Origin of the sequence: Micromonospora sp. FIMYZ51, from assembly GCF_038246755.1 — a bacterium.
Lineage (GTDB): Bacteria > Actinomycetota > Actinomycetes > Mycobacteriales > Micromonosporaceae > Micromonospora.
This window is the reverse complement of record NZ_CP134706.1, coordinates 545,010-571,367: the sequence shown is the minus strand read 5'-3', so window position 1 is coordinate 571,367 and position 26,358 is coordinate 545,010. Positions and strand designations below refer to the sequence as shown.

26 protein-coding genes and 1 riboswitch are annotated in these 26,358 nt (G+C 72.0%); of the genes, 14 read left to right on the top strand and 12 right to left on the bottom strand.

What is annotated here, in order from left to right:
• Positions 1-5: 5 nt before the first annotated feature.
• Together QQG74_RS02800 and QQG74_RS02795 are read right to left on the bottom strand one after the other, a co-directional pair.
• Entirely contained in the window at positions 6-413 is a 408-nt protein-coding gene (locus QQG74_RS02800; protein ID WP_341718722.1) for a sensory rhodopsin transducer, read from the bottom strand.
• Positions 413-1,633 carry a D-arabinono-1,4-lactone oxidase gene (locus QQG74_RS02795; protein ID WP_341718721.1) on the bottom strand — a complete coding sequence of 407 codons (1,221 nt, stop codon included), beginning with the start codon at positions 1,631-1,633 and terminating at the stop codon, positions 413-415. The genes QQG74_RS02800 and QQG74_RS02795 overlap by 1 nt, the downstream gene beginning before the upstream one ends.
• 127 nt (positions 1,634-1,760) lie before the next feature.
• Here QQG74_RS02795 and QQG74_RS02790 point away from each other — a divergent pair, with 127 nt between their 5' ends.
• The 3 genes from QQG74_RS02790 (at position 1,761) to QQG74_RS02780 (ending at position 5,392) form a co-directional block, all read left to right on the top strand.
• A complete protein-coding gene (locus QQG74_RS02790; RefSeq protein ID WP_341718720.1) occupies positions 1,761-2,717 on the top strand; it encodes a TIGR03885 family FMN-dependent LLM class oxidoreductase in 957 nt (318 codons plus the stop codon).
• A complete protein-coding gene (locus tag QQG74_RS02785; RefSeq protein ID WP_341718719.1) occupies positions 2,714-4,513 on the top strand; it encodes a glycoside hydrolase family 15 protein in 1,800 nt (599 codons plus the stop codon). Before QQG74_RS02790 ends, QQG74_RS02785 begins: the two co-directional genes overlap by 4 nt.
• A 69-nt stretch (positions 4,514-4,582) precedes the next feature.
• On the top strand, positions 4,583-5,392 hold the full coding sequence (locus QQG74_RS02780; RefSeq protein WP_341718718.1) for a zf-HC2 domain-containing protein: 810 nt from the start codon (positions 4,583-4,585) through the stop codon (positions 5,390-5,392).
• Between the two features lie 46 nt (positions 5,393-5,438).
• On the opposite strand, the gene QQG74_RS02775 is transcribed toward QQG74_RS02780, so the two are convergent.
• Positions 5,439-6,023 carry a sigma-70 family RNA polymerase sigma factor gene (locus tag QQG74_RS02775; protein ID WP_341718717.1) on the bottom strand — a complete coding sequence of 195 codons (585 nt, stop codon included), beginning with the start codon at positions 6,021-6,023 and terminating at the stop codon, positions 5,439-5,441.
• A 224-nt stretch (positions 6,024-6,247) separates the two neighbouring features.
• Here QQG74_RS02775 and QQG74_RS02770 point away from each other — a divergent pair, with 224 nt between their 5' ends.
• Positions 6,248-7,207 (top strand): sensor histidine kinase, encoded by a 960-nt coding sequence (locus QQG74_RS02770; protein WP_341718716.1) that lies wholly within the window; start codon positions 6,248-6,250, stop codon positions 7,205-7,207.
• Between the two features lie 106 nt (positions 7,208-7,313).
• Here the strand turns inward: QQG74_RS02770 and QQG74_RS02765 are convergent, their stop codons facing one another.
• The 4 genes from QQG74_RS02765 to QQG74_RS02750 all read right to left on the bottom strand — a co-directional run bounded on the left by QQG74_RS02765 (position 7,314) and on the right by QQG74_RS02750 (position 11,043).
• Positions 7,314-7,487, bottom strand: coding sequence for a CsbD family protein (locus QQG74_RS02765; RefSeq protein WP_341718715.1), 174 nt, complete (start codon positions 7,485-7,487; stop codon positions 7,314-7,316).
• Between the two features lie 78 nt (positions 7,488-7,565).
• A complete protein-coding gene (locus tag QQG74_RS02760) occupies positions 7,566-9,815 on the bottom strand; it encodes a heavy metal translocating P-type ATPase (RefSeq protein WP_341718714.1) in 2,250 nt (749 codons plus the stop codon).
• Between the two features lie 11 nt (positions 9,816-9,826).
• A complete protein-coding gene (locus QQG74_RS02755; RefSeq protein ID WP_341718713.1) occupies positions 9,827-10,801 on the bottom strand; it encodes a hypothetical protein in 975 nt (324 codons plus the stop codon).
• 14 nt (positions 10,802-10,815) lie between these two features.
• A complete protein-coding gene (locus QQG74_RS02750; RefSeq protein ID WP_341718712.1) occupies positions 10,816-11,043 on the bottom strand; it encodes a cation transporter in 228 nt (75 codons plus the stop codon).
• Positions 11,044-11,162: 119 nt separating this feature from the next.
• On the opposite strand from QQG74_RS02750, the gene QQG74_RS02745 reads away from it, so the two are divergent.
• The 3 genes from QQG74_RS02745 (at position 11,163) to QQG74_RS02735 (ending at position 14,504) form a co-directional block, all read left to right on the top strand.
• Positions 11,163-11,459 carry a metal-sensitive transcriptional regulator gene (locus tag QQG74_RS02745; protein WP_137781575.1) on the top strand — a complete coding sequence of 99 codons (297 nt, stop codon included), beginning with the start codon at positions 11,163-11,165 and terminating at the stop codon, positions 11,457-11,459.
• Between the two features lie 362 nt (positions 11,460-11,821).
• Positions 11,822-13,186, top strand: coding sequence for a YibE/F family protein (locus QQG74_RS02740; protein ID WP_341718711.1), 1,365 nt, complete (start codon positions 11,822-11,824; stop codon positions 13,184-13,186).
• 166 nt (positions 13,187-13,352) lie between these two features.
• Positions 13,353-13,484: riboswitch (cyclic di-AMP (ydaO/yuaA leader) on the top strand.
• 3 nt (positions 13,485-13,487) lie between these two features.
• Complete coding sequence (locus QQG74_RS02735; protein ID WP_341718710.1) at positions 13,488-14,504, top strand: hypothetical protein; 1,017 nt, start codon at positions 13,488-13,490, stop codon at positions 14,502-14,504.
• A 251-nt stretch (positions 14,505-14,755) separates the two neighbouring features.
• On the opposite strand, the gene QQG74_RS02730 is transcribed toward QQG74_RS02735, so the two are convergent.
• The gene (locus QQG74_RS02730; protein ID WP_341718709.1) at positions 14,756-15,454 is read right to left on the bottom strand and encodes a carbonic anhydrase; all 699 of its coding nucleotides are present in this window, start codon (positions 15,452-15,454) and stop codon (positions 14,756-14,758) included.
• A 193-nt stretch (positions 15,455-15,647) separates the two neighbouring features.
• Here QQG74_RS02730 and QQG74_RS02725 point away from each other — a divergent pair, with 193 nt between their 5' ends.
• From QQG74_RS02725 to QQG74_RS02715, 3 genes are all read left to right on the top strand, one after another.
• Positions 15,648-15,986 (top strand): helix-turn-helix domain-containing protein, encoded by a 339-nt coding sequence (locus tag QQG74_RS02725; RefSeq protein ID WP_341718708.1) that lies wholly within the window; start codon positions 15,648-15,650, stop codon positions 15,984-15,986.
• A gap of 113 nt (positions 15,987-16,099) precedes the next feature.
• Positions 16,100-16,498, top strand: coding sequence for a hypothetical protein (locus tag QQG74_RS02720; protein WP_341718707.1), 399 nt, complete (start codon positions 16,100-16,102; stop codon positions 16,496-16,498).
• A gap of 185 nt (positions 16,499-16,683) precedes the next feature.
• The gene (locus QQG74_RS02715; RefSeq protein ID WP_341718706.1) at positions 16,684-17,472 is read left to right on the top strand and encodes a hypothetical protein; all 789 of its coding nucleotides are present in this window, start codon (positions 16,684-16,686) and stop codon (positions 17,470-17,472) included.
• Here QQG74_RS02715 and QQG74_RS02710 read toward each other — a convergent pair.
• The gene (locus QQG74_RS02710; protein WP_341718705.1) at positions 17,435-18,664 is read right to left on the bottom strand and encodes an MFS transporter; all 1,230 of its coding nucleotides are present in this window, start codon (positions 18,662-18,664) and stop codon (positions 17,435-17,437) included. The genes QQG74_RS02715 and QQG74_RS02710 overlap by 38 nt on opposite strands.
• Positions 18,665-18,779: 115 nt before the next feature.
• Here QQG74_RS02710 and QQG74_RS02705 point away from each other — a divergent pair, with 115 nt between their 5' ends.
• Positions 18,780-19,373, top strand: a complete 594-nt coding sequence (locus tag QQG74_RS02705; protein ID WP_341718704.1) for an ABATE domain-containing protein — start codon at positions 18,780-18,782, stop codon at positions 19,371-19,373.
• Between the two features lie 128 nt (positions 19,374-19,501).
• On the top strand, positions 19,502-20,656 hold the full coding sequence (locus QQG74_RS02700; protein ID WP_341718703.1) for an AI-2E family transporter: 1,155 nt from the start codon (positions 19,502-19,504) through the stop codon (positions 20,654-20,656).
• A gap of 215 nt (positions 20,657-20,871) precedes the next feature.
• On the opposite strand, the gene QQG74_RS02695 is transcribed toward QQG74_RS02700, so the two are convergent.
• Positions 20,872-21,555, bottom strand: a complete 684-nt coding sequence (locus QQG74_RS02695; RefSeq protein WP_341718702.1) for an alpha/beta fold hydrolase — start codon at positions 21,553-21,555, stop codon at positions 20,872-20,874.
• Between the two features lie 225 nt (positions 21,556-21,780).
• On the opposite strand from QQG74_RS02695, the gene QQG74_RS02690 reads away from it, so the two are divergent.
• Together QQG74_RS02690 and QQG74_RS02685 are read left to right on the top strand one after the other, a co-directional pair.
• Complete coding sequence (locus QQG74_RS02690) at positions 21,781-22,671, top strand: IS5 family transposase (RefSeq protein ID WP_341718701.1); 891 nt, start codon at positions 21,781-21,783, stop codon at positions 22,669-22,671.
• A 124-nt stretch (positions 22,672-22,795) separates the two neighbouring features.
• Positions 22,796-22,975 carry a hypothetical protein gene (locus QQG74_RS02685; RefSeq protein ID WP_341718700.1) on the top strand — a complete coding sequence of 60 codons (180 nt, stop codon included), beginning with the start codon at positions 22,796-22,798 and terminating at the stop codon, positions 22,973-22,975.
• Positions 22,976-23,101: 126 nt separating this feature from the next.
• Here the strand turns inward: QQG74_RS02685 and QQG74_RS02680 are convergent, their stop codons facing one another.
• Positions 23,102-25,477 (bottom strand): glycosyl hydrolase family 65 protein, encoded by a 2,376-nt coding sequence (locus QQG74_RS02680; RefSeq protein ID WP_341718699.1) that lies wholly within the window; start codon positions 25,475-25,477, stop codon positions 23,102-23,104.
• Positions 25,474-26,226, bottom strand: a complete 753-nt coding sequence (locus QQG74_RS02675; RefSeq protein WP_341718698.1) for a beta-phosphoglucomutase family hydrolase — start codon at positions 26,224-26,226, stop codon at positions 25,474-25,476. Before QQG74_RS02675 ends, QQG74_RS02680 begins: the two co-directional genes overlap by 4 nt.
• Between the last annotated feature and the right edge of the window lie 132 nt (positions 26,227-26,358).

Sequence of the window (26,358 nt, the reverse complement as noted above, 5' to 3'; positions counted from 1 at the left end):
GGGCCCTAGTCGGCGGGATAGGCCATCAACCCGGTGAGTGCCACCGTGTCCGGCAGCCGGGTGTCCTGGCGCAGGAACTGCACCACCACCGGCACCGGGGAACGCACCAGACAACCGTACGGGCGGTCGAGGCGGATCGCCTCCGGATCGATCAGGTCGTTGATCCGTACGTGCCGGATCCGCCGGGCATCGACGACCAGCCGGTACGGCCCGACCGGGTCGGTGTCCTCGTAGTAGAAGTCCAGCGACAGCTCCGCCGTGCGGTCGGTGGTGTTCAGCACGCAGAGCTGGTCGAAGCTGGTGAACTCCGGCTCGGCAGCGGTGCCGCCACTGAGCTCTCGCTCGGCAGCGGTGTCGCTGAAGGGGATGCGACCACCGGGCACCAGCCACACCCGCGCGCCGAGTTCTGCCATCACGACTCCCCGAGCAGCCGGGCCAGGTAGGGGGTGAGGAACACGCCGTCCGGGTCGAGCCGGCGCCGCACGGCCTGGAAGTCGTCCCAGCGGGGCAGCAGGGGACGCAGCTCGCGGGCGGTCAGCCAGTGCTTCTTGCCCCAGTGCGGCCGGCCGCCGTAGTGCCGGAAGACGGATTCCATGTCGCGGAAGTAGTCCTCGTACGGCAGCGAGGTGTTCTGTAGGCAGGCGATGGTGGTGGTGAGCCGGCCGTACGCGTTGCTCAGCCAGATGTCGTCCGCGGCGATGGTGCGCACCAGCACCCGCCAGGCCACCGTGCGGCGATGCCGGCGCAGGATCCGCCGCCGCACCTCGGCGAAGCAGGCCGGGAACGCCTCCGAGGGGATCATGTACTCGATTTCCTCGAAGCGCAGTTCCCGGTTCTGCGGAATGGTCCGGTGAGTGGGTCCGATCTCCAGCTCCCGGACTTCGGCCGAGGGATCGGCCTCCAGCACCTGGCGGGCCGTCCACTGCTCTCCCTCGGCCACCTCGTCGGCCCGGTTCATGGTCCGAATCTGGGCCAGGTCGCTGCGTGGGTACCAGTAGAAGTCCATGTTGCGGTTGGTGTGTTGCAGCTCGGCGAGGTGGTCCAGGGTCCACTCGATCGGCGCGCACCAGGACCGCCGGCGCAGCTCGTAGCGCGGCTGCACGTCGAGGGTCAGCTGGGTGACCACGCCCAGGACGCCGAGCGAGAGCCGGGCGGCGGGCAGCAGGTCGGCGTTGTGCTCCGCCGAGATCTCCAGCACCTCGCCGGTCCCGGTGACCAGCCGCACCCCGGTCACCTGCGTGGAGAGGTTGCCGAAGCCGAGGCCGGTGCCATGGGTACCGGTCGCGGTGGCCCCCGCAATCGACTGGTAGTCGACGTCACCGAGGTTGTCCATCGCCAGTCCGGCCTCGTAGAGGCCCTCGCCGAGCGCTTTGAGCCGGGTACCGGCCCAGGCGGTCGCGCACTCATCGACCTGATCGATCACCCCCGCCAGCCGGTCGAGGCTGACCAGGGTGCCGTCGTCGGTACGCACCAGCGGGCTGGACGAGTGTCCGGAGCCGATCGGGCGCAGGGTGGTGCCCGACTCGCGGGCCCGCAGCACCAGCTCCCGCACCTCCTCCTCGGTGGTCGGCTCGGCGTAGCCGGCGGGGGTGAAGGCGAGGCTGCCGGACCAGTTCACGAACGGGCGCACCACCCGGCACCTCCCCTCCACCAGCGCTGCCGGGGCTTACCCCCGGGCTGGCGGGGTAGTCGTAGGCATGTCCGGACACTCGCCGCACCGCCGGCAAACCGCTGGCGGGACCGACGACGGGAGAAAAGGGATGCCGGCGTACGGTTTCCACGCCTCGCACGAACAGTTCCGACCGAGCGAGCTGCTGCGGTTGGTGACGGCGGCGCAGGACGCCGGTTTCGACCGGGCGATGTGTTCGGACCATTTCGCCCCGTTCGGCCCCGAGCAGGGCGAGTCGGGTTTTGCCTGGTCCTGGCTGGGCGCCGCGCTGGCCCGTACCGAGCTGCCCTTCGGGGTGGTCAACGCGCCCGGGCAGCGGTACCACCCGGCGATCGTCGCGCAGGCCGCCGCGACCCTGGCGGAGATGTTCCCCGGCCGGTTCTGGCTGGCCGTCGGCAGCGGCCAGGCACTCAACGAGCACATCACCGGCGAGCGCTGGCCGAGCAAGCCGGAACGCAACGCCCGGCTGCGCGAGTGCGTCGAGGTGATCCGGGCCCTCTTCGCCGGTGAGTGCGTCAGCCACCGCGGGCTGGTCACGGTGGACCGGGCCGTGCTGTGGTCCCGGCCGGCCGAACCACCGCCGCTGTACGCGGCGGCCGTCACCCCGGCCACCGCCGGCTGGGCCGCGTCCTGGGCCGACGGCCTGATCACCATCAACCAGCCACTGCCCGAGGTACGAAAGGTGGTCGAGGCGTACCGGGGCGGTGGCGGTCGGGGGCCGGTGCTGTTGCAGGTGCACCTCTCCTGGGCCACCGACGAGCAGAGCGCGCTGCGACAGGCGCACGAGCAGTGGCGTACCGCGATCCTGGGCAGCGACGCCGGCTGGGATCTCGCCCTGCCGGAGGACCTGGCGGAGGCCACCGCCTACGTCCGCGCCGAGGACATGCGCGAGCACGTCCTGATCTCCAGCGAACCGGCCCGGTACGCCCAGTGGCTGCACGAGTACGCCGAACTGGGCGTCGACGAGTGCTACCTGCACCACGTCGGGCGGGACCAGGACGCCTTCCTCGACGCCTTCGCCAACCACATCCTTCCGGAGCTGCGATGAACTATCCCCCTATCGACTCGTACGCCTTCCTCTCCGACACGCACACCGCCGCGCTGGTCGCCGCCGACGGCGCGGTCGAGTGGTTCTGCGTACCGCATTTCGCCGGGGACGCGGTCCTCGCCCGCCTGCTGGACCGGCGCAGCGGCGGCGGGCTCGAACTGTCCGTGGCGGGCTGCGCCGAACCGAGCCGGCGGTACCTGCCGGACACCCTGGTGTTGGAGAACCGGTGGACGACTCCGGACGGGTCGGCGGTCGGCCACGACTTCCTGGCGGTGGCGCCCGGGGACGGGCCCCAGCCGCTGCGCGCGGACAAGGTGCTGGTCCGCCGGGTGCGGGTCGAGCAGGGCCGCATCCGGCTGGCGGTCCGGGTGACGCCCCGGCCGGGGTACGGCGTCCGGGAGGCGACCTGGGAGCAGGTCGGCGGGCGCTGGCGGGTTGCCGACACTCCGCTCTGGGTCGGTTCGGACCTGCCCTGCGAGGTTACCGACGGAGTGCTGCGGATCGAGGCGGAGCTGACCGCCGGCCAGACGGCGGTCGTGCTGGTCGGCTACGACGACGACGTCACCGACGAGATCGACCCGGACGAGTTGCTGGCGCGTACCTGTCAAACCTGGCAGACCTGGTCGGCGCGCAGCGACTACACCGGCTTCGGCGCGGACGCCGTGCGGCACAGCGCGCTGGTGCTGCGCGGGCTCTCCTTCGACGAGACCGGCGCGCTGATCGCCGCGCCCACCACCAGCCTGCCCGAGGAGATCGGCGGGGTACGCAACTGGGACTACCGGTACACCTGGCACCGGGACGCGGCACTGCTGCTGCTCGCGCTCTTCCGCCTCGGACACGCCGAGGAGGGCCGGCGTTACCTGCACTTCCTGATCTCGATCTGCACCGGTGAACTGCTGTCCCCGCTGATCGGCATCCACGGCAGCACCGATACCGAACGCGAGCTGCCGCACCTGGAGGGGTACGCCGGCTCGCGGCCGGTGCGGATCGGCAACGAGGCCGCCGAACAGGTGCAGTTCGACACGTACGGGCACATCCTGGACGCCGCGTTGGCGTACCACGAGCTGACCGGCGACCTGACCGACGAGCAGTGGGCGCTGCTGCGCCGGCACATCGACATGCTGGCGCAGCGGTGGCGCGAGCCGGACCACGGCATCTGGGAGATCCGCGGCCCCCGTCAGCACTACGTCAACGCGAAGGTGATGATCTGGGTCTGCCTGGACCGGGGCATCCGCCTGGCGGAACTGCTCGACGACCGGAGCGCGGACGTGGACCGGTGGCGCGACGCACGCGACGCGGTGCACGCCGAGGTGCTGGAGCGCGGCTTCAACCGGCAGGTGAACAGCTTCGTGATGACGTACGGCTCGACCGAGCTGGACGCCTCGCTGCTGCGGATCCCGCTTGTCGGTTTCCTGCCCGGCGACGACCCCCGGGTGCTGGCCACCATCGACCGGCTGCGCCAGGAGTTGGAGATCGGCCCCGGCCTGCTGCTGCGCTACCGGGCCGACGACGGTCTGCCCGGCGAGGAGGGCGCCTTCCTGCTCTGCTCGTTCGAGCTGGTCTCGGCGCTGGTGCTGGCCGGCCGGCGGGACGAGGCCGCGAAGGTCTTCGACCAGCTCAGCCAGTACGCCGGCCCACTCGGCCTGTACGCCGAGCAACTCGCCGCCGACGGGACGGCGCTGGGCAACTACCCGCAGGCGTTCACCCACCTGGCGCTGATCGAGGCGGCCCTCAACCTGGACGGGGCGGGCGACCGGGAGGCGCTGCACGCCTGGGCGGCCCGCGGCGGCTCCTGACCAGGTTCGGCACCGACAGCGCAGGCACCCGGCGGGAACCACTTCGGGCCGTGGAGCGACTACCCATACATGGCGTGTGAGCAGTGGCGGGAAATCCTGTCGGCGCAGTTGGACGGTGAGGCCACGGCGGAGGAGCAACACACGGCCGCCGGGCACCTGGAGACCTGCGCCGGCTGCCGTGGCTGGCTGGACGCGGCGGCGACGGTGACCCGGCGGGCGCGTACCCAGGTGGTGACCGACCTGCCGGATCTGAGCGAGGAGATCCTCGCCGCCGCGCCGCCGCCGCGTACCCGGCGGTGGCGCCGGCCGCTCGTCGCCCGCGCGCCGCACCTGGTGCGCCGGCTCGCGCCGCTCGCCGAACGGGTCACCGGGCTGCGCGTCGCGCTGGGCCTGCTCGGTGCGGTCCAACTGGTGCTGGGGCTGGCCCAGATCGGGCGGTCCGAGATGGCCGGGCACCTGCACGCCAGCGGCCAGCATCTGTGGCACGAGTCCGCCGCCTGGAACGTCGCGGTCGGTGCCGGGTTCCTCTTCGTCGCGCTGCGCCGGACCTCGCCGTCGGGGCTGCTGCCGATGCTCAGCGCCTTCGTGGCCACCCTGGTGCTGCTGTCGGTGAACGATCTCGTCGCCTCGCAGGTAGCGGTGGAGCGGCTGGTCAGCCACGGCTTCCTGGTGGTCGGTTATCTGATCACCGTGCTGCTGGCCGGCGGCTCGCGGCAGCCTGGTGACCCCAGCGACCGGAGTCGGCCTGAGCGGTCCCGCTGGCGGCTCCGGCTCGACGAGACCGAGGAGCCGACTCCCCTGCGTCTGTTGCCGCCCTACTCGGCCCAGGCCCGCCACGGCGCCCACGCCCCGGAGCACGGCCGCCGTCACGCGGCCTGACGCCGTCGGGCGTGCCGGCCTCGACCGGGTCGGCGCTCGGCGCGGATCAGCCGGTCGCGCCGGGGCGGTCCCGCCGGTGCTGGCCGGGGGCGGCCGGCCGCATCGCCGCGACCAGGTCCTCCCGGGCCCGGGCCACCCGCGACCGGATGGTGCCGACCGGCACCTCGCAGACCTGCGCCGCCTCGGCGTACGACAGGCCCAGCAACTGGGTGCTCACGAACGCCTCCCGACGTTCGGGGGCGAGGCCGTCGAGTAGGCCGTGCAGCACCACCCGCTCGTCCACCCCGGCGCACACTCCGGCCGGCGTCGCCTCGGCGGCGGCCTGCCAGTCGGTCAGGTTCGCTGTGCGGGGACGGCAGGTGGCCGCCCGCACCTGGTCCACCGCGACCCGCCGCGCGATGGCGAGCAGCCAGGTCCGTGCGGTGGATCGGCCGGCGAACGACGGCAGGGCCCGCCAGGCGCGCAGATACGTCTCCTGGACCAGGTCGTCGACCTCCCGCACCCCGGGCAGATGCGCCAGGAATCGGCGCACGTCGTGCTGGGTCGCACGGACGAGCGCCGCCGCCGCGGCGTGGTCGCCCTGGCCCGCCGCGAGGGCGTACCCGGTGATGTCGTCGGTCACGGCTGTCATTGCCGTATTGGTCGGCCGGCGACCCGGTTTGGTTCCCGGCCGGAACGGAAACTCGAAAGATCGGCTGGCCAGCCACGACCGGCCAACGGCATAGACTGCGGCGGTGGAGCAGGCAAGGTGACCGACACAGGGTGGTTTCCGGCCCGCTCGACCCGACCCGGGGCCGGCCTGACCCGACGCGCCGCCCGGCTTGAGCTGCCGGCCCGGTGGGTAGCGGTGATCCGGTGAGAATCGGGCCCGCCGCCGGCCGCACCGGCTACCACCACGAAGCCCTGTGCTACGGCTCCGACGAGGAGTTGCTGGCGGTCGTGGTGCCGTTCCTGCTCGGCGGGGTCGAAGCGGGTGAGCCCACCTTCGTGGCGCTCGGCGAGCGCACCGGTGGGCTGGTCCGCCGCGCCCTGCCCGCCGATGCGAAGGTCGAGTTCCTGACCGGCGGGGACATCTACGCCCGGCCCGCCGTCGCCATCCGCACGTACCGCCGGCTCCTCGCCGACCTGACATCGGGCGGGGCGGCCCAGATCCGGATCATCGGGGAGGTTCCCCGGATCGCCCTCGGTCCCACCTGGGACTGGTGGGCCCGCTACGAGGCGGCGATCAACCGGGCGTACGACGACTGGCCACTGTGGAGCATGTGCGCGTACGACACCCGGAGCACGCCGGAGGCGGTGCGGGCCGACGTCTGCGTCACTCACCCGTACCTCGTCACGCCCGACGGCCGGTGCCGGCCCAACGCCGACTACCTGGCGCCCGAGACGTTCCTACGCCAGCAGCGGCCGGTGCCACCCGATCCGATCCAGGCGTCCCCGCCGCTTGTCGACCTGCTCGGCCCGAGCGCCGGCCAGGCCCGGGCGGCGGTGCAGCACGCCAGCCGTGGACTGCTGCCGCAGGACGAGTTCGACGACTTCCTGGTCGCCGTCAGCGAGATCGTGACCAACGGGCTACGGCACGGCCAGCCGCCGGTCCGGTTCCGGCTCTGGGTCGGTACGGACCGCGTGGTGGCCACGGTCAGCGACAGCGGCACCGGGCCGGACGACCCGTACGCCGGGTTGCTCCCGTCCGGTGCCGGCGAGGTGGGCGGGCTGGGTCTCTGGATCACCCACCAGTCGTGCAACCACGTCACCCACTACCGGGACGCCGACGGCTTCACGTTGCGACTCACCGCCGGCCGCCCGCCGGCCGGATAGCGGACCGTCCGGCAACGCGCACGCCGCCCGCCACCGCAGCGGAGTCGGCCAGACACGCGACCGCCGGGCCGGCGGTCGCCGGCCCGGCGGTTGGTCGATCGTCCGATCAGCTCCGGAACGCGTCCTTGATCTTCTCGCCGGCCTGCTTGAGGCTGGAGCGCGACTGGTCGGCACGCCCTTCGGCCTCCAACCGCTCGTTGTCCGTGGCCCGGCCGACGCCCTCCTTGACCTTGCCGGCGGTGTTCTCGGTGGTGTTGTTGAACTTGTCCTCGACACCCATGTCAGCCTCCCGGGATCTGCGTCTCAGCGGTACACCCCCACAGGTACCCCGACCGGCCGCCAATCAATCGCCCACCGCTCAGGTGACCGGACGGAACCGCCGCAGCCGAAGGCTGTTGGCCACCACGAAGACCGAGGAGAAGGCCATCGCCGCACCGGCGATCATCGGATTGAGTAGCCCGGCGGCGGCCAGCGGCAGGGCCGCGACGTTGTACGCGAAGGCCCAGAACAGGTTGCCCTTGATGGTGCCCAGGGTGCGCCGGGCCAGCCGGATGGCGTCCACCGCGGCCAGCAGGTCGTCGCGCACCAGGGTGAGGTCGGACGCCTCGATCGCCACATCCGTACCGGTGCCCATGGCCAGCCCGAGATCGGCCTGGGCGAGCGCGGCGGCGTCGTTCACCCCGTCGCCGACCATCGCCACCGCGCGACCCTCGGCCTGGAGGCGGGTGACCACCTCCACCTTCTCCGCCGGCAGCACCTCCGCGATCACCTCGTCGATGCCGACCTCGGCGGCCACCGTCCGGGCGACCGTGGCGTTGTCGCCGGTGAGCAGCACCGGGGTCAGGCCGAGGGCGCGCAGCCGCCGTACCGCCTCCCGGCTGGTCGGCTTGACCTGGTCGGCCACGGCGAGCACGCCGCGCGCCCGACCGTCCCAACCGACGAGCACCGCCGTGCGTCCCGCGGCCTGCGCGTCGGCCGCCGCCCGGGCGAGATCGTCCGGTACGTCCAGCCTCCGGTCGCGCAGCAGCCGGGGCCGGCCCGCCAGCACCTGGCGGCCCTGCACGGTGCCGGTCACACCGAGCCCCTCGACGTTGGCGAAGCCGGTGACCGGGGGAAGTTGACGAGCGTCGGCGGCACCGGCCACGATCGCCCGCGCCACCGGGTGTTCCGAGCCGGACTCCAGGGCGGCGGCCAACCGCAGCACCTCGGCGGTCGCTTCGCCCGCGCCGGGCGTCACGTCGAGCAGGGTCATCCGGCCGGTGGTGACCGTGCCGGTCTTGTCCAGCACCACGGTGTCCACCCGCTTCGTGGACTCCAACGCGGCCGGCCCCTTGATCAGGATGCCGAACTGGGCGCCACGTCCGGTGCCGACCAGCAGCGCGGTGGGCGTGGCCAGGCCGAGGGCGCACGGGCAGGCGATGATCAGGACGGCCACCGCAGCGGTGAAGGCGGCACCCGGCCCGCCCCCGGTGCCCAGCCACCAGCCCAGGGTGGCGGCGGCCAGCGCGATCACGATCGGTACGAAGATCCCCGAGATGCGGTCGGCGAGCCGCTGCACGGCGGCCTTGCCGGTCTGCGCCTGCTCGACCAGCCGGGCCATCTGCGCCAGCTGGGTGTCGGCACCGACCCGGGTGGCGGTGACCACCAGCCGCCCACCGGCGTTGACGCAGCCGCCGATCACCGGGTCACCCACGCCCACCTCGACCGGCACCGACTCACCGGTCACCAGGCTCGCGTCAACCGCCGAGCTGCCCTCCGCCACCGTCCCGTCGGTGGCGATCTTCTCGCCGGGCCGGACCAGGAAGGTGTCCCCCACCACGAGCTTGTCGACCGGGATCCGGGCCTCCACCCCGTCGCGCAGCACCGAGACGTCCTTGGCGCCGAGTTCCAGCAGCGCCCGCAGCGCCGCCCCGGCGGTCCGCTTCGCGCGGGCCTCGAAGTAGCGCCCGGCGAGGATGAAGGTGGTCACCCCGGCCGCCGCCTCAAGGTAGATGTTGCCGGCACCGTCGGTGCGGCCGATGTCGAGGCTGAACGGGTGGGTCATCCCCGGCGTACCGGCGGTGCCGAGGAACAGCGCCCAGAGCGACCAGCCGAAGGCGGCAAGCGTACCCACCGAGACCAGGGTGTCCATGGTCGCGGCACCGTGTCGCAGGTTGACCAGCGCGGCCCGGTGGAACGGCAGCCCGCCGTAGACCACGACCGGGGCGGCAAGCGTCAGCGACAACCACTGCCAGTAGGTGAACTGCCAGGCCGGCACCATGGCCAGCGCGATCACCGGCACGGTCAACACCGCCGACACCCACAGCCGGGTACGCAGGCTCCGCAGCTCGTCCGCCGGCTCGGCGGCTTCCGGCTCGGCGGCGCCGGGCGGCGGTGGCAGTGTCGCCCGGTAACCGGTCTTCTCCACCGTGGCGATCAGCTCGTCCGGCGTGACCGGCGCGTCGTAGGAGACGGTGGCCTTCTCGGTGGCGTAGTTGACTGTGGCCCGTACGCCGTCCATCCGGTTGAGTTTCTTCTCGATCCGGGCGGCGCAGGAGGCACAGGTCATGCCGCCGATGGCGAGCTCGATCAGGTTCGTCGCCGCCGGCAGCGGTCTGCTCGTGGTCATCGCTGGTCCGATCAGTCGTGCTCGTGTCCGGGTGCGCCGTGCCCGTCGTCGGGCGCGGCGCTCTGCGGTGCGGGCAGGTCGCCCGGGTCGCCGACGTGCACCGTGAACTCGGCGGTGCGTACCACTCCGCCGTGCTGGAAGTCGAGGTAGAGCCGGTACGCCCCGGCCGTGGGGAACTCGGTGGCGAAGCTCACCTGCGGACCGGACGGCGTCCGGCCGTCGCCCGGAGCCCCCTCCGGATGCACGTGCAGATACGCGAGGTCACCCCGGCGCAGGGCCACCAGGTGGCCGTACGCACCCAGATAGGTCTCCAGGTCGCCGACCGGTACGCCGGCACGGCTGACGGTGAACGTCAGCGTCGTACTACGGCCGGGCTGCGGCGTGCCGTCGAGGTCGACGGTGTAGCCGTCGACAGTGGTGCTGCTCGCCGGGGCGGGCAGCGGCACCTCGGCCAGTTCGCCCGGGACGGTGACGTCGACGCCGAGCGTCAGCGGCTGACCACCGGTCGGGGTGAAGTCGGCGAAGGCCCGCCACACCCCTGAGCCACCCAGCGGCGAGGCGACCCGCCAGGTGCCGTCGGGCGACATCTCCGGGTGCACGTGCCGGAAGCCGGAGAGGTCGCGCCGGGCGACGATCAGGTGCATCCGCTTGTCGTGGCTGACGTCGTACCCGGTGACCGGCCGCCCGTCGGGTCCGACGATCTGGAAGGCGAACTCGCCCGTCGGCGCCGCCACCGGTACCAGGGTGTGCCCACGGTCGGCGACGAGCAGCCCACCGGGCAGTCGGTCGCCGGCCGATTCGTGGCCGCCGCCCTCGTCGTGACCGGGCGTGGCGGAGCCGTCGGCGTCGTGCCCGCTGTCGTCCGTCGGATGGTCGGTGGTGGCGACCGGGGTGACGGGGCCGGCCAGCTGACCGGCTCCGTACGCCGCGCCGAAGACCAGCGCGACGCCGAGCGCGAAGCTGCCCAGCTTGGTCGCTGTGTTCATCGGTACGCCTCGGCCTACCGCCGCTGGTCGGCTGCGCCGCCGACCAGTTCGTATCCGGCCTCGTCGACGGCGGCGCGGACCGCGTCGTCGGCCAGCGGCTGCGCGCTGTTGACGGTGACCCGACCGGTGGCGAGGTCGACCTGTACCTCGTTGACCCCGGGCAGCGCACCGACCTCGGCGCTCACCGCGTTGACGCAGTGCCCGCAGGTCATGCCCTGCACCTGGTACGTCGTGGTGACCATGGAACTCTCCTCTCCACGCCCGGCCAGGTAGTGGACCGGACGACCCGTCGAGATACCCGGCGGGGGTATCTGACCTGTCGACCGTAGCATACCCCCGGGGGGTACGTTATGCTTGCCGCATGACCACACCTGCGCCGATCCGCGGCTACACCGCCAGCAAGGACCAGCTGCTCGCCCGGCTGCGTCGCGTCGAGGGTCAGGTCCGTGGCATCGAGAAGATGGTCGACGAGGACCGCTACTGCATCGACGTGCTCACCCAGATCTCCGCCATCCAGGCCGCGCTGGACAAGGTCGCCCTCGGTCTGCTCGACGGGCACGCCCGGCACTGCATGCACGAGGGTGCCGCCGAGGGACGCGCCGACGAGATGGCCACCGAGATGATGGCCGCCGTGGGCCGCCTGATGAAGCGCGGCTGACCAGCGACACCGACAAGCTGCGGCGGCCGGGCCACTGACCCGGCCGCCGCAGCTCACACCGGCCCCGGCGCGCCACGAACCGCCGACAAACCCTCGCGACCTGCGTTCGGATGCCGGGCTGGCTACCATTCGCTCACGATGCCCAGCCGACATCCGTGCCCCGCGGCCCACGCCCGCCCTCGGGCGTCCGCCTCCGCCGCCGCACCGCGGCGGCCGTCGAGAGCCGGCCGACACATCACGGTACGCAGCCGTTCCGCCACGCTCAGACCATCCGCGTCGCGTCGACAAACGGTGGTGCGCAGGCACTGAACCGACCCGGCCGCCGGCACGTACTCCGCCCTGGAATCGTTGGGAGACATTGAATGGGCGCCGACCACACCCGTTCCGCTCCGCCCACCCCGCCCGGGGTGCGGCGGATCCTCGTCGTGACGGTGGTCCCCCTCTTTCTGGTCACCCTGATCGCCGCCCTGGTGCTCTGGCCCACGGACGCCCCCCGGCCGGAGGCGGCCGACGACACCCCCCGTCACCACGGCACGGTCACCCGGGTGGTGACCGAGACCTGTCCGCCCAACCCGGCGGTCCCGGAGGGCACGCCGACGACAGCGGCCGGCCCGTGCGGCACGGTCACCGTCCGGGTGCAGGACGGCCCCGACGCGGGCCAGGAGGTGCAGACGCCCATCCCGGCCGGGCCCGGCGCGCCCCGGGTCAGCACCGGTGACGAGGTCATCCTGGTCGCGCTCTTCGACCCGGAGGATCCGTCGATCAGCACGTACAACATCGCCGAGCACCAGCGGGGCACGCCGCTGATCTGGCTGGCGGTGCTCTTCGCCGCCGCCATCGTCGCCTTCGGCCGGCTGCGCGGCCTGGCCGCGCTGGCCGGCCTGGCCGCCAGCTTCGGCATCCTGTTGACCTTCGTGCTGCCCGGCATCAGCGCCGGCAATCCGCCGCTGCTGGTCGCCATCGTCGGCTCGGCGTTGATCATGTTCGTGGTGCTGTACGTGACCCACGGCATCTCCGCGCAGACCTCGGTGGCCGTGCTGGGCACCCTCGGCAGTCTGGTGCTCACCGGGCTACTCGGCCTGATCGCGACCAGGGCCACCCACCTGACCGGCTTCGGCAGCGAGGACGCCACCACGCTCTCCATGTTCCGGGCCGACGTCGACCTGCACGGCCTGCTGCTGGCCGGCATCATCATCGGATCGCTTGGCGTGCTCGACGACGTCACGGTCACCCAGGCCGCAGCGGTCACCGAGTTGCGGCACGCCAACCCGAACTTCTCTCGCCGTGAGCTGTACCGCGCGGCGACCCGGGTGGGGCGGGCCCACATCGCCTCCGTGGTCAACACCATCATCCTGGCGTACGCCGGCGCGTCGCTGCCGCTGCTGCTCCTGCTCACCGCCGACTCCCGCGCCCTCGGGCAGATCGTGACGAGCGAGTTCCTCGCCCAGGAGATCGTCCGCAGCGTGGTGGCCACGCTCGGGTTGATCGCCGCCGTACCGCTCACCACCGCCCTGGCGGCACTGGTGACCACGGCCGGGCAGCAGCGCGGCAGGGTCGGTGGCGACCCCGCCGGCCCGGACGACGATGACGATTCCAGGGTTTCCCGGCCGGCGACGGACCGGGCCGAGGCGCTGCACGCCCTCAGCACACCGCGTACCCGCAACACGTCCACCGCCACCCCGCCGGGGTGGCCCGACCCGGACAGGAGCACGGACACCACATGGTGACACTCCTCAACGTGACCGCCTCGGCCGGCGAGGCCAGCACGAGTGTCGCTGGTCACTCACCGCGATTACGAAATGACGCATCTGGCCGGGTTCGGGGCGTAGAAGCCCAAGTGGACTCTCGGGTAACCTCACTGCCGGTCACCGCCGAAGGCGTACCCCAGCGCCTGCGGTGCCACCGCCCAATCGCCACCAGGCGAACCGGGAACCCAGGTACGTGGGGTGAATCCGCGACTGCGGTAGGGGCCGCTTCCGTCCCGAACCCGTCAGCTAACCCGGTCGGCGGTCGATGGAAGGGAAAACAGTGACGGCACCCCTACGCCGCTGGTTGACACCCGTGGTGGCCGTGTGCGCCGCGTTCGCCGTGTTCGCGGGGCCGATGCCTGCGACGGCCGCGCCGAAGCCACCCGCACCGGCGGAGCACGACGACGACCCGCCGATGCTCAACGACCTGATCGAGGCGACGAACCGGGACTACACAAAGGCCAAGGCGAAGCTGGAGAAGTCCAAGAAGAAGCAGCTCGAACTCGCGGTGGAGGTCCGCCGCGCCCAGGCTGCCCTGGACGAACTCGCTCCGCAGGTCGCGGAGATCGCGACCCAGTCGTACCGGACCGGTCGGGTGGGCGCGATCGGCATGCTGTTGCAGAGCAACGCCCCCGACTCGTTCATCGACCGGGCCTCCGCGCTCGACGAGTTGAACCTGGTCAACGACAAGAAGCTGGCTGAGGTCAACACGGTGAAGCTGCGCGCCGAGACGGCCAAGCTCGCGCTCGACGCCGAGGTACGCGAGCAGCGGAAGCTGACAAACGACATGGCCCGCAAGAAGACCGAGGCGGAGAAGTCGCTCCGGCTGGTCGGTGGCGAGGGTCTCACCGGCGGCCTGGTGGCCGCCACCTCCCCGGTCGCCCGGATCGCACCGAACCGGGCGGCGGACGGTGGCTGGAAGACCGAGTCGTGCAACCAGAACGACCCGACCACGTCGGGCTGCATCACGCCCCGGACGTTGCACATGTACAAGGAGGTCAAGCGGGCCGGCTTCAACCGGTTCGTCGGCTGCTGGCGCCCCGGTGACAAGTTCGAGCACCCCAAGGGCCGGGCCTGCGACTGGTCGTTGCAGAACAGCGGCTTCTCCCCGTGGCACAACAACGACACCCGGATATACGGCAACAACCTGGCGGCCTTCCTGGTCCGCAACGCTGACCGGCTGGGCATCTACTACGTGATCTGGAACCGGCAGATCTGGTTCGCGGCGACGGAGCGCTGGAGTTCCTACAGCGGCCCGTCCGACCACACCGACCACGTGCACGTGTCATTGCTCTGAGCACCCCGGGCACGACAAATGAGGGCCGTTCCGCCACCTGGCGGAACGGCCCTCGGCGTCGGTCGGCCGGCTCGGAACGGCCCTCGGCGTCGGTCGGCCGGCTCGGGGCGGTTTTCGGCGTCGGTCGGCCGGCTCGGGACGTGTTTTCGGCGTCGGTCGGGCGGCTCGGGGCGGTTTTCGGCGTCGGTCGGGCGGCTCGGGGCGGTTTTCGGCGTCGGTCGGGCGGCTCGGGCCAGCCTTTCGCAGGGCGGTCAGGCGGCTCGGGCCGGCGCGTCGGCCAGCTCGGCGGGCTGCGCGGTGACCGCCCGCACCTCACCGGCGGCCAGCCGGTACGACATGCCCACCACCGCACACCCGCCCGCGGCCACCTCGGCGGCGAGCGTTTCGGAGGACTCCAGCATCGCCTCCACGGTCTGCGCGATGTGGATGTCCACGATCCCGTCCAGCTCGTCGACGCCCGCCTCGCGGGCCCGGCGCAGGCTCGGCACCACCGCGTCCACCACGGCACTCAGGTGACCCGGCGGGGTGGTGCCGGTCGCCACCGACGCACGGGCCGCCTGCACGGCACCGCACGAGTCGTGCCCGAGCACCACCACAAGCGGCGTACGCAGCACGGTCACCGCGTACTCGACGCTGCCCAGCACCTCGGGCCCGACGGTGTGCCCGGCGGTCCGGACCACGAAGAGGTCACCCAGCCCACGGTCGAAGATGATCTCGGCAGCGAGCCGGGAATCGGAGCAGCCGACGATCACCGCGAAGGGGTGCTGCTCGGCCGCGACAGCGGCCCGGTGGCTGGCGTTCTGGTTGGGATGGCGGAGCGTGCCGGTGACGAAGCGGCGGTTGCCCGCGATCAACTCGGCCAGCGCCCGCTTGGGGGCGCCCGGCACGTCCGCGGTGAGGAACTCCCGCTCCGGTGCTCGCTGCTCGCTTATCGATCCGGGTCGACTCATCCGGCGTCACCTCGCCTCTCTCGGTGCAATGCCTGGTCATCCCGGCCGACACTGGTCACGGGCCGCCACCACCGTCACACGCACCGCGAAGCTACGTCAAGATATGCGTGATATGCATTTCAGGTATTCCAGAACGCTTGCCAACGGCGGGAGACAGGGCACAGCGGACCAGACCCGGAGAGACAGTCATACGATGGCCACCATGGCGACCACAGGCGAACGGGAAAGCGCCCGTAACTGGACTTTCCTCACAAATCACGCCCACGTACTGCTCGCCATCGCCCGCAACCCGACCGCCCGGCTGCGCGAGGTGGCGGTCGAGGTGGGAGTCACCGAGCGGGCCGCACAGGCCATCGTCGCCGATCTGGAGGCGGGCGGTTACCTGCGGCGCACCCGGGTCGGCCGCCGCAACGAGTACACCATCAACCCGGCCGGCCGGTTCCGTCACCCGGCCGAGGCCGACCGCCAGGTCGGCGACCTGCTGGCTCTGTTCACGGAGCCGGTGACCGGCGCAACCACCGAGCACCGGTGAGCCCGCCGCAGGCCGAGCCGCCCGACCGTCCACTCCGGACGAAGTGGTGTGCTTCACGATCCGGGCACCGCCTTGGCACTGCGATCTCCGCAACGGAGCGATAGGTTGGAGGCGTGCCGTCTCCCGCGTTCGCCCGTCCGATGTGGCCGGCGACGCTGCGCGCCCTGCGGGAGTTGACCCGCCTGGCGCTGGCGGCCCTCGTGCTCGTCGTCGGTCTCGGCGGGGCCGTCGCGACCGGCCTACCCGGTCAGCCCACCGCCCTCGATCTACCGGCCCGGCCGGTGACCGCCACTGTCGTGGCGCGATCGGCGGTCGAGCCCAGCCAGACGACCGACGAGGCGACCACCCGGCAACAGCGGATCGCGGCGCAGCAGCCGGCGACCGGCCCGGCCCGCGCCGACCTCGCCGACACCCGACCCGCGCCGGCCCCCGCCGTCCCGGCCGACCTCGTCACCGCGCAGGTGGCCGCCGGTGCCGGCGAGCCGACTCGACGCGGTCCGCCCGCCGCCTGACCGACGGCCCCGGACCGCTTCGCCGTCCGCCGCGATCTCACCCGCTCGCTCGCCCCCTGGCGTTCGATCCGCCGTCGCCGGCCGACCCGGCGACGACGAGCGGAACCCGCGATCCTCGGCAGCGGACCAGCCGTCAGACACCCGTCCCGCCCAGTCGACGACCCTCCTTCGACCGCGAGGTGTTGATGATGCCTACCGCTCTTTCCTCCGTACTGCTCGATGTGCCCCGGGCCGCCGCGATCTGGCTGAGCCTGCTGGGCGTACTGACGCTCGCCGTCGGCGGGCTGCTGCTGCGGCCCCGGCGGCTCCGCTTCGACGCCGCCGCCCGGATTCTCGACGCCGCCCTGCCCACCCCCGACGAGCACGCCGACCGGCAGCGCGACCGGGACCGCTGGACCGGGGAGGTGGCCGTCGCCACCGACCGGGCCGAGGCGACGGCACGCCGCCGACGCGACGAGTGGGTCGCCGCGCAGGACGAGGCCGAACGGGCCTGGCAGGCGTACGAGGCGGCGGAGGCGAACGTCCGTCGACTGTCGGACGCCGCCGCGATGCCCCTGCCGCAGACCCCACGCACCCCTGCCGAGTACGCCGACCGGGAGCGTTGGCTGCACCGAGCAGCGCTTGACGCGTACTGGCGGCGGGAGCTGTCGGTGGAACAGCTCAGCGACGTTTTCGCGCACCGTGGTTGGGATCCCCGGCTGCACCCGGTCGAGCAGGAGCTGCTGCTGCGCCGGGCGGTACGCGACCACCTTTTCGCCCGGCAGCGGGCGGCCCGGGAACAGGAGCAGGCAGCCTGGCGGGCCGCGGAGCTTGCCGGCGCGGCAGCGCGCAGCCTCCGCGAGGAGATGATGGCCGCGCTGCTCCCGGCGGCCGAAGAGCGCGAGTCGGTGCTGCCGCTGGTCGGGCTGGGCGACACCGAGCAGACCCGGGACATCCCTACCGTGGTCGTCGGTCGGGCACCGGTGCCCGCCTAGCCGAGGGCCGAACAACCTCGGCGGCGCTGCCGGCGGGCTGCCCGGTGGCGGGCGGCACGAGCCGTTCGCCCAGGGCCAGCAGCAGCGCGATGCCGCCCAGCAGGGCGCCGATCAGCATCGTGCTGCGTACGCCGTAACGCTCCAGGGCGAGGCCACCGACCAGGGCACCAGCCGTGATGCCCACGTTCACCGCGGCGGAGAGGGTGGCTGCGGCCAGGTCGGACCGTCCGGGTGCCACCTGGAGGACGAGACCGCCGAGCGTCGCGGTGAACGCGGCGAACGCCAGCCCGCTCAGCCCGAGCAGGCCGACGGAGGCTGCGGGCCGGTGGCCCACGGCGTACAGCCCGAGCAGTGCCACCGACTGGAGCGCGACGACCGCACCGAGGACGAGCCAGGGGCGGCGGTCCACCACCGCTCCGACGGCGAGGATCCCCAGCACGCTGGCGATGCCGCGGGCCAGCAGGATGGCCCCGACCGACGAGGCGGCGAACCCACTGATCTCGGTGACGAAGACGGCGACATAGGTGTAGCCGGCGATGGCACCGGCGGTGGTCAGGACGGCGATGGCGACCAGCAACCAGAAGCGGCGGGCGTCGGGCGTGGCACCCCGGGCGGCGTGCCCCTGATCGGGCCGGGTCGAGGGCAGCAACGAGGCCACCGTCACCAGCACGACCGCGCCGAGTGCGGCCACCGCCAGGTACGACGTCCGCCAGCCGGCACGCTCACCCAGCCAGGTACCGGCCGGCACGCCCAACAGCAGCGCGATGTTGCCGCCGGCGAACACGATGGCGACCACTCGCCCGCGCAGCCCGGGTCGGAACAGTTCAGCCGCAGCCGGCACCACCACCGCCCAGAACAGGGCGTGGGTCGCCGCCGTCACCAGCCGGGCCGCCAGCACGAGCACGAAGCTGCCGGCGAACGCGGTGACCGCCGTGCTGACGACGAACCCGGCCAGCAGCGCCGACAGGAGTGGGCGACGGGGGATCCTTCTGGCCAGCGCCGTCAACGGGACCGAGGCGACCACGACCACCGCGCCGTACGCGGTGACGAGCAGCCCCACCTGAGCCGGCGAGACGGTGAGGTCGGTAGCCATCGTGAGCAGCAGCCCGACCGGGAGCGCCTCGGCGGTGGTGTAGAGGAATGTGCCGCCGGACAAGCCGATCAACGCTCCGACAGCCCGTCCGCGCATCATCCGACTCCTCGTTACCGGCTAAATGTGTTTCAGCGGCAACATGCTAGCGGGGCCGGTTCGACGCGAGCAACTGGTAAAGTCGGTTTCGATGGAAACAGCTGACGGTGTCACACGGATGCGCCTGGTGGGCGGCAACCTCGCGCTGGACTTCATCAACACCCGCAGCGGTCCACCCGCTGGGCCGCCGGACGACGACGTGCTGACGGGCTATCCCGAGTTGGTCGCCTGGGCGGTGTACGCCGGTGCCCTGACCGACGCGGAGGCGGTGGCGTTGCACGCGCTGTCGGGGGACGACCCGGACGCTGCGCAGGCCGCCTTCGCGCGGGCGCTGCACGCCCGCGACCACCTCGACGAGATCTTCCGGCCGTTGGCCGCCGGCCGCGCCCCGAGCACGTCGGCGCTGGCCCGGTTGCGCGATGACGCGGCGGACTCGCTCGCCCACGCGGAACTCGAAGGCGACGGCGGGTTCGCCTGGACCTGGCGGCACGACCGGACCCTCGCCCGGCCACTGCGGCCGGTGGCGCTCGCCGCCGTTCACCTGCTCACCACCGGGGCGTTGAACCGGATCAAGAGCTGCGCCGGATGCCGCTTCGTCTACCACGATGAGAGCAAGAACCGCAGTCGGCGCTGGTGCAGCATGGACGACTGCGGCACCGCCGAGAAGATGCGGCGCTATGTCGCTGCCCGGCGCACCCGGGCGACGCGATGATGCGGCGCTATGTCGCTGCCCGGCGCACCCGGGCGACGCGATGAGGGCCGGCCGGGTCGATCGGCCCGCATCGGTGTCGGAAGGGCGCAGGACGGGTACCGCCCTCGCCGGACACGAGGAGGACCAACGTGGTCGCAGCGCGTGCCGGGCGGACGCCCGAAGATAGGCCGGACCGGGGTGCCGGACCACGACAGACCTGGGCGGCCCTACCCTGGCTGGTCCGCACCGCGGTGGTGTGGAGCGCCTGCCTGGTGGTGATCTCCGCCGGCTTCTACCTGCTGGCCCAGATCACCATGCTGATCACCCCGTTGGCCATCGCGGTGGCCGCCACCCTGTTCCTCGCCGCGCTGCTGGACCCGGTGCAGCTGGCGCTGCGCCGGCTGCGACTGCCCGCCGCACTGGCCGCTCTGCTCACCGTGCTCCTGTTGCTCGTCATCCTGGGCAGCGTCGGGGTGCTGGTCTGGAACCTGACCGCGAACCAGTTCGGCGAACTGGCCGACGAGCTGCGCCAGGGCCTGGGGCGCACCCGCGACCTGATCACCTCCACGTTGCCGGTCACCGACGAGCAGCTCGACGGGCTGCTCGACCAGCTGCGTCAGGCCGCCACCTCGCAGGAGGTCGACCCGGTCTCCAGCGCCCGTACCGTCGCGGAGGTGTTCGGCTCCGCCCTGCTCGCCTTGGTACTGCTCTTCTTCCTGCTCAAGGACGGCCGGGCGATGTGGCACTGGACGCTGGACCGGATGACCGGGCGGAACCGGGAGATCGCCACCAAGGCCGGTCGGGTCGGCTGGCGGACCCTCGGCTCGTACAGCCGGGGCACCATGCTTATCGCGGCGATCGACGCGATCGGAATCGGCCTGGCCCTGGTCCTGCTCGGCGTACCGCTGGCGTTTCCGCTGGCGTTGATCACCTTCATTGGCGGGTTCGTACCGATCATCGGTGCCACCGTGGCCGGCGCGGTCGCCGTGCTTGTGGCGCTGGCCGCCGACGGCCCGACCACCGCCCTGCTCACCCTGGCCGCGGTGATCGCCGTCCAACAGATGGAGGGCAACCTGCTGGAACCACTTGTCATGAAACGCCAGGTACGACTACATCCGGTGGTGATCCTGGTGGCGGTGACCGCCGGCACCCTGATCGCCGGCATCGCCGGTGCCTTCGTCGCCGTCCCGATCGCCGCCGTCGCCTGGCGCGTCATCGACACCGTCCAACGCGAACGCCAATCCGAACCCCAACCCCCACCCAAACCCAAGCCTCAACCCGAACCCCCACCCACCCCCGCCTAACACCCCCGCACCCCCGCACCCCCGCACCCCCGCACCCCCGCACTACCCACCACCACCCACCACCCGCCACCACCCACCACCCACCACCCGCCACCCCGTCGATCATGCACTTCCGGTCGCCTTTTGGACTGGTTTACCCCTTATGCGAGGACAGAAAGTGCATGATCGACGCGGGTGGGCGGGTGGGCGGGTGGGCGGGTGGGCGGGTGGGTGGGTTAGGGGTGGTGGGTGGTGGCGGGGTGGGTGACGGCGGGCAGGTTGGCCCGGAACCAGCTGCTCGCCTTCTCGGCTACCTGTTCCAGGGTGCCGGGCTCCTCGAAGAGATGAGTCGCGCCGGGAATCACCTGCAACTCGGCCGGCACGGTCAGCTGGCGCAGCGCCTCCTGGTTGAGGGTGATGACCTGCTCGTCGAGTCCGCCGACAAGCAACAGGGTGGGCGCACGTACCTGGCCGAGGGCGGCACCGGCCAGGTCGGGCCGTCCGCCCCGGGACACCACCGCCCGGATCAGGTTCGGCCGCTGCGCCGCCGCGACGAGGGCGGCGGCGGCACCCGTACTGGCGCCGAAGAGGCCGATCGAGTCCGTCCCGCCGGGACGCTCGGTGTCCAGCCAGTCCACGATTCCGGCCAGTCGATCGGCGAGCAGACCGATGTCGAAGCGCAGCTCGGCGGTGACCGCGTCCACCTCGTCCTCGGCCGGGGTGAGCAGGTCGACCAGGACGGTGCCGAAACCACCGGCGTTGAGCGCCTGCGCCACCGCCACGTTGCGGGGACTGTGCCGGGAGCTGCCGCTGCCGTGTGCGAACAGCACCACGCCTGTCGGTTCCGGCGGCATCAGCAGGTCGGCCGGGAGGTCGACCTCCGCTGCCGGGATCGTCACCGTGCTGGCCCGTACGTCCATCTCACCCTCCCCGCCACGTCGGCACCCGTCCTGCCGGATACCCGGGCGGACGCGCCGCACGCCCGCACGATCCTGGCAACCGCACCGCGCCTAGGGCGTGTGTCGAAGTCGGTGGCAGGGCTTGAGCTGCCGGCTTGAGGATCTTCGTGTGTCGGTGTTCGAGATGTAGCGAGGTCTCCGGTATCTGGTTCAGCGACCAAGCAGAACCCGAACACCGGAGACCTCGTGGATACCCTAGCGGTGGCGAGGCGGCACGACTTGACCGACGCACAGTGGGTGGCGCTGGAGCCGCTGCTGCCTGTGGGGCGTAGGCCAGGTCGGCCGTCGGTATGGACGAAACGGCAGCTCATTGATGGGATTCGGTGGCGGATTCGGGTCGGTGCCCCGTGGCGGGACGTGCCGCAGTGTTATGGGTCCTGGGCTGCGGTGTACGGGCTGTTTCGGCGTTGGCAGCGTGATGGGACCTGGGCGAGGATCCTGACGGTGTTGCAGGCGGTGGCTGATGCGTCCGGACGCGTCGTCTGGGACGTGTCGGTGGACTCGACGGTTGCCCGGGCTCATCAGCACGCCGCCGGGGCGCGTAAAGGGGATCTGCAGGCCGAGCCGCCGGGCGGGGTCATGGTCGAGCCGACCGATCACGCGCTTGGGCGGTCGCGGGGTGGGCTGACCACGAAACTGCATCTGGCCTGCGAGCAAGGGCGCAAGCCGTTGTCGATCGTGTTGACCGCTGGGCAGCGTGGGGACAGCCCGCAGTTTGTGGCGGTGCTCGACGGGATCAGGGTGCCCCGCCTCGGCGGCGGCCGGCCCCGAACCCGCCCGGACCGAGTCTTGGCCGACAAGGCGTACACGTCCCGAGCTAACCGCCGCTACCTGCGCCGACGCGGCATCGCCGCGACGATCCCGTCAAAGGCCGACCAAGACGCCAACCGGCGCAAGAAGGGGTCCAAGGGCGGCCGGCCACCGGCCTTCGATCCCGAGCGGTACAAGCAGCGTCACGCCGTGGAATGCGGCATCAACCAGCTCAAACGCTATCGAGCCGTAGCGACTCGTTTCGACAAACTCGCCGTCCGCTACGAAGCTACCGTTCACATCGCCGCGATCAACGAGTGGCTGTGACCGACTTCGACACAGGCCCTAGGAGGTGCGCGGGCGTTTGCGGATGGGTCGGCCGGGTAGCCGACCGGTCGACCGCAGCCGGATCGGCGTCATCGGCGCCGCCGACCAGATCGCGAGGACCGTCATGCCGCATCATGACCGTGAGCCCCGTCCGGAGGCTGCCGAGCGCGAACGGCGCAAGCAGGACACCGAGCGTGGCCAGGACTGGGCGGACGAGGCGGCCCAGGCCCGGTCGGCCGGCGACCCACGGGCCCGGACACCGCACGACGCCACCGGTCGGCCGTCGCAGGGCGAGCCGATCTGACCACCGTGTCGGCGCCGGCACCAGCCCGGACGCTGGCACCGGCCCGGACGCTGGCACCGCAGCGCCGGCACCAGCCCGGACGCTGGCACCGCAGCGCCGGGAGCGGTCGGCCGCGAGCGCCTACCGTCAGGCCGGCTTCTCCGGCAGGCGGAGCAGGGGTGCCCGCCCGGCCGGCTGCTCGACCGGCGGCAGATCCGCCGGTGGCGGCGGGTTCGGCACGGTCACCGGCTCAGCGCAGGTGACCCGCACCGGCTTGCCGTAGTGGCGTAACTCAAGCACCGCGTCCGGATCGGCGTGGTGCAGCGCGTACGTCGTCTGGTGCGGTCGCACGTCGACCCGCAGCCGGATGCCGCACCACTGGAGCGAGAAGGCCAGACGGTTCAGCCGGCTCGACAGGTGCGGCTGGAAGGACGGTACGCCGTCGTGGTCCCGTAGTCCGCCGAACCCGGCGACCAACGCGATCCATGCCCCGGCGAGGGCCGCCATGTGCACCCCGTCGCGAGTGTTCTCGTTCAGGTCGTGCAGGTCCATCAGCGCCGCCTCGCGCAGGTAGCTGTGCGCCAGCTCCGGATAGCCGACCTCCGCAGCCAACACCGCCTGGGTGCAGGCCGACAACGACGAGTCGCGCACCGTGCGCCGCTCGTAGTAGAGGAAGTTGCGCAGCTTCTCCTCGGCGGTGAACGCATCGCCCCGCCAGTGCATGGCCAGCACCAGGTCAGCCTGCTTGATCACCTGTTTGCGGTACAGGTCGAAGTACGGGTAGTGCAGCAGCAGCGGGTACTTGTCCGCCGGGGTGTTGGCGAAGTCCCACTCCTCCAGCCGGGTGAAGCCCTCCACCTGCTGGTGCACGTCAAGTTCCGCGTCGTACGGGATGTGCATGCTCGCGGCGGCGTCCCGCCATGCGGCGGTCTCCTCGTCGGTCACGCCGAGGTGGAACGCCTCGTCCCGGTAGCGCGACGCCGCATCCGCGGCGGCCAGCAGGTTCCGCTGCGCCATCAGGTTCGTGTAGATGTTGTCGTTCTTGACGGCGGTGTATTCGTCCGGGCCGGTGACCCCGTCGATGTGGAACGCGCCGTCGCGGTCGTGGTGCCCGAGGGAGCGCCACAACCGGGCGGTCTCCACAAGCAGGGTCAGCCCGATCTCGCGTTCCAGTTGGCGGTCCCCGGTGACCAGCACGTACCGCCGCAGCGCGTCGGCGATGCCGGCCGCGATGTGGAAGGCGGCGGTGCCCGCCGGCCAGTAGCCCGACGACTCCGGCCCCTCGATCGTGCGCCACGGGAAGGCGGCGCCGCCCAGGTTGAGCGTCCGGGCCCGCTCGTGGGCTTTCTCCAGGGTCGAGTATCGCCAGTAGAGCGAGTCCCGCACCGCGGTGGGATGGGTGTACGTGAGCACCGGAAGCACGAACATCTCGGTGTCCCAGAAGGCGTGCCCGTCGTACCCGGGACCGGTGAGTCCCTTGGCGGAGATCGGCCGACGCTCCGCGCGGGCACCGGACTGGAGCACGTGGAACAGCCCGAACCGGACCGCCTGCTGCACCTCGGGATCGCCCTCCACCTCCACGTCCGCGGCGTCCCAGAACTCGTCGAGGTACTCCCGCTGCTCGCGTACCAACCCGTCCCAGCCGTCCAGCCGGGCGGCGGCCAGCGCGGCACCGACCTGGTCGCGCAGCGCCGGCAGGGAGCGCCGGCTGGACCAGCCGTAGGTCAGGTACTTCACCACGCAGAGCTGCTGACCCGGTTGAAGTACGCACCCGATGGTGGTCCGCACCCAGTCCTCGTACCCTTCGGACTCGATGCTGGTACCCGCCGGGGAGCCCACCTCGTGCTCCATCGCGGCGGCCACCCGCAGCCCGGAGACCTTGGTCCGATGGATCAGCAACCCGCCGTCCGGTGTGGTCAGCTCCTCCTCGGCCTGAAGCGGTGACTCCAGCACGGCGGCGACGCGGGGATCCCGGCTCTGCGGCGGCAGTGTCTCGTTGGCGACCAGCTCCGACTGGATGATCAGCCGCAGTGGCTTGTCGTCCGCGACCTCCACCTCGTAGCGGATCGCGGCGACCGAGCGCTGCCGGAAGGAGACCAGCCGGGTGGTCTTGATCCGGACCTCGCGGCCGGCCGGCGAGCGCCAGTGCAGGGTCCGGTGCAGGGTCCCGGCGCGCAGGTCGAGCACCCGCTCGTGGGCGAGCACCTCGCCGTAGCGCACGTCCAGCGGTTCGTCGTCGACCAGCAGCCGGATCAGCTTGCCGTTTGTCACGTTGACGATGGTCTGGCCGGACTCGGGGAAGCCGAAGCCGGCCTCCGCGTACGGCAGCGGACGCAGCTCGTAGAAGGAGTTGAGGTAGGTGCCCGGCAGGCCGTGCGGTTCGCCCTCGTCCAGGTTGCCGCGCAGCCCGATGTGCCCGTTGGAGAGCGCGAAGACCGACTCGGACTGGGCGAGTACGTCCATGTCGAGCCGGGTCTCTCGGACGTGCCACGGCTCGACCGGGTACGCCCGCTCCCGGATCATTCGGGCCGTCCAGCTTCGAGCAGCTCCGCCAGGTCGGTGACCACCACGTCCGCGCCATGGGCGCGCAGTTCGTCGGCCTGACCGGCGCGATCCACCCCGACCACGTAACCGAAGCCGCCGGCCCGGCCGGCCGCCACCCCGGCGAGCGCGTCCTCGAAGACCACCGCCTGCTTCGGCTCCACGCCGAGCAGCTTCGCCCCGGCGAGAAAGGTGTCCGGGTGCGGCTTGCCGCGCAGCCCTTCGGCGCGGGCGGTCAGCCCGTCCACCCGGGCTTCCAGCAACGGCTCCAGCCCGGCGGCGGCGATCACCTCGCGGCCGTTGGCGCTGGCGGTGACCACCGCCCGGCGCAGCCCCGCCGCGACCACCGCCTTCAGGTAGGTCACCGAACCGGGGTAAACGTCCACCCCGATGCTGCGGATCCGCTCCAGCACCAGGGCGTTCTTCTGGTTGCCGATGCCGTACACGGTCTGTGCGCCCGGCGGATCGTCCGGCGTACCCTCGGGCACCGTGATGTCCCGGGAGGCGAGAAAGTTACGCACCCCGTCGAGCCGGGGACGCCCGTCGACGTAGCGGTGGTAATCCGGACCGGGATCGAACGGCCGGAAGGCGTCGCCGGTGAGGGCGGCGTGCCGGCGCAGGAAATCGTCGAACGTCTCGGTCCACGCGGCGTTGTGCACCCGGGCGGTCTGCGTCAGCACACCGTCCAGATCGAAGAGACAAGCGGTCACGTGAGTGGGCAGGCCGAGCATCCCCCCAATCTAACCATCGGCGGCTGTCGGCAAACCCGCTTCCTCGCATGCAACCAGGAGCACGTCGAATGCCGGCAACGGGGCGTCAGTTACCGGCGGCGGGTGGTCAGTTGCCGGTGGCGGGTAGTCAGT

Bases quoted from the DNA above. Each gene is read 5' to 3' on its own strand.
- QQG74_RS02775 (WP_341718717.1), bottom strand. From the start codon at position 6,023: ATGACAGCCGTGACCGACGACATCACCGGGTACGCCCTCGCGGCGGGC.
- QQG74_RS02680 (WP_341718699.1), bottom strand. From the start codon at position 25,477: ATGATCCGGGAGCGGGCGTACCCGGTCGAGCCGTGGCACGTCCGAGAG.
- QQG74_RS02760 (WP_341718714.1), bottom strand. From the start codon at position 9,815: ATGACCACGAGCAGACCGCTGCCGGCGGCGACGAACCTGATCGAGCTC.
- QQG74_RS02725 (WP_341718708.1), top strand. From the start codon at position 15,648: ATGGCCACCATGGCGACCACAGGCGAACGGGAAAGCGCCCGTAACTGG.
- QQG74_RS02745 (WP_137781575.1), top strand. From the start codon at position 11,163: ATGACCACACCTGCGCCGATCCGCGGCTACACCGCCAGCAAGGACCAG.
- QQG74_RS02780 (WP_341718718.1), top strand. From the start codon at position 4,583: ATGGCGTGTGAGCAGTGGCGGGAAATCCTGTCGGCGCAGTTGGACGGT.
- QQG74_RS02765 (WP_341718715.1), bottom strand. From the start codon at position 7,487: ATGGGTGTCGAGGACAAGTTCAACAACACCACCGAGAACACCGCCGGC.
- QQG74_RS02675 (WP_341718698.1), bottom strand. From the start codon at position 26,226: ATGCTCGGCCTGCCCACTCACGTGACCGCTTGTCTCTTCGATCTGGAC.
- QQG74_RS02715 (WP_341718706.1), top strand. From the start codon at position 16,684: ATGATGCCTACCGCTCTTTCCTCCGTACTGCTCGATGTGCCCCGGGCC.
- QQG74_RS02755 (WP_341718713.1), bottom strand. From the start codon at position 10,801: ATGAACACAGCGACCAAGCTGGGCAGCTTCGCGCTCGGCGTCGCGCTG.
- QQG74_RS02790 (WP_341718720.1), top strand. From the start codon at position 1,761: ATGCCGGCGTACGGTTTCCACGCCTCGCACGAACAGTTCCGACCGAGC.
- QQG74_RS02710 (WP_341718705.1), bottom strand. From the start codon at position 18,664: ATGATGCGCGGACGGGCTGTCGGAGCGTTGATCGGCTTGTCCGGCGGC.
- QQG74_RS02730 (WP_341718709.1), bottom strand. From the start codon at position 15,454: ATGAGTCGACCCGGATCGATAAGCGAGCAGCGAGCACCGGAGCGGGAG.
- QQG74_RS02695 (WP_341718702.1), bottom strand. From the start codon at position 21,555: ATGGACGTACGGGCCAGCACGGTGACGATCCCGGCAGCGGAGGTCGAC.
- QQG74_RS02685 (WP_341718700.1), top strand. From the start codon at position 22,796: ATGCCGCATCATGACCGTGAGCCCCGTCCGGAGGCTGCCGAGCGCGAA.
- QQG74_RS02800 (WP_341718722.1), bottom strand. From the start codon at position 413: ATGGCAGAACTCGGCGCGCGGGTGTGGCTGGTGCCCGGTGGTCGCATC.
- QQG74_RS02785 (WP_341718719.1), top strand. From the start codon at position 2,714: ATGAACTATCCCCCTATCGACTCGTACGCCTTCCTCTCCGACACGCAC.
- QQG74_RS02705 (WP_341718704.1), top strand. From the start codon at position 18,780: ATGCGCCTGGTGGGCGGCAACCTCGCGCTGGACTTCATCAACACCCGC.
- QQG74_RS02740 (WP_341718711.1), top strand. From the start codon at position 11,822: ATGGGCGCCGACCACACCCGTTCCGCTCCGCCCACCCCGCCCGGGGTG.
- QQG74_RS02750 (WP_341718712.1), bottom strand. From the start codon at position 11,043: ATGGTCACCACGACGTACCAGGTGCAGGGCATGACCTGCGGGCACTGC.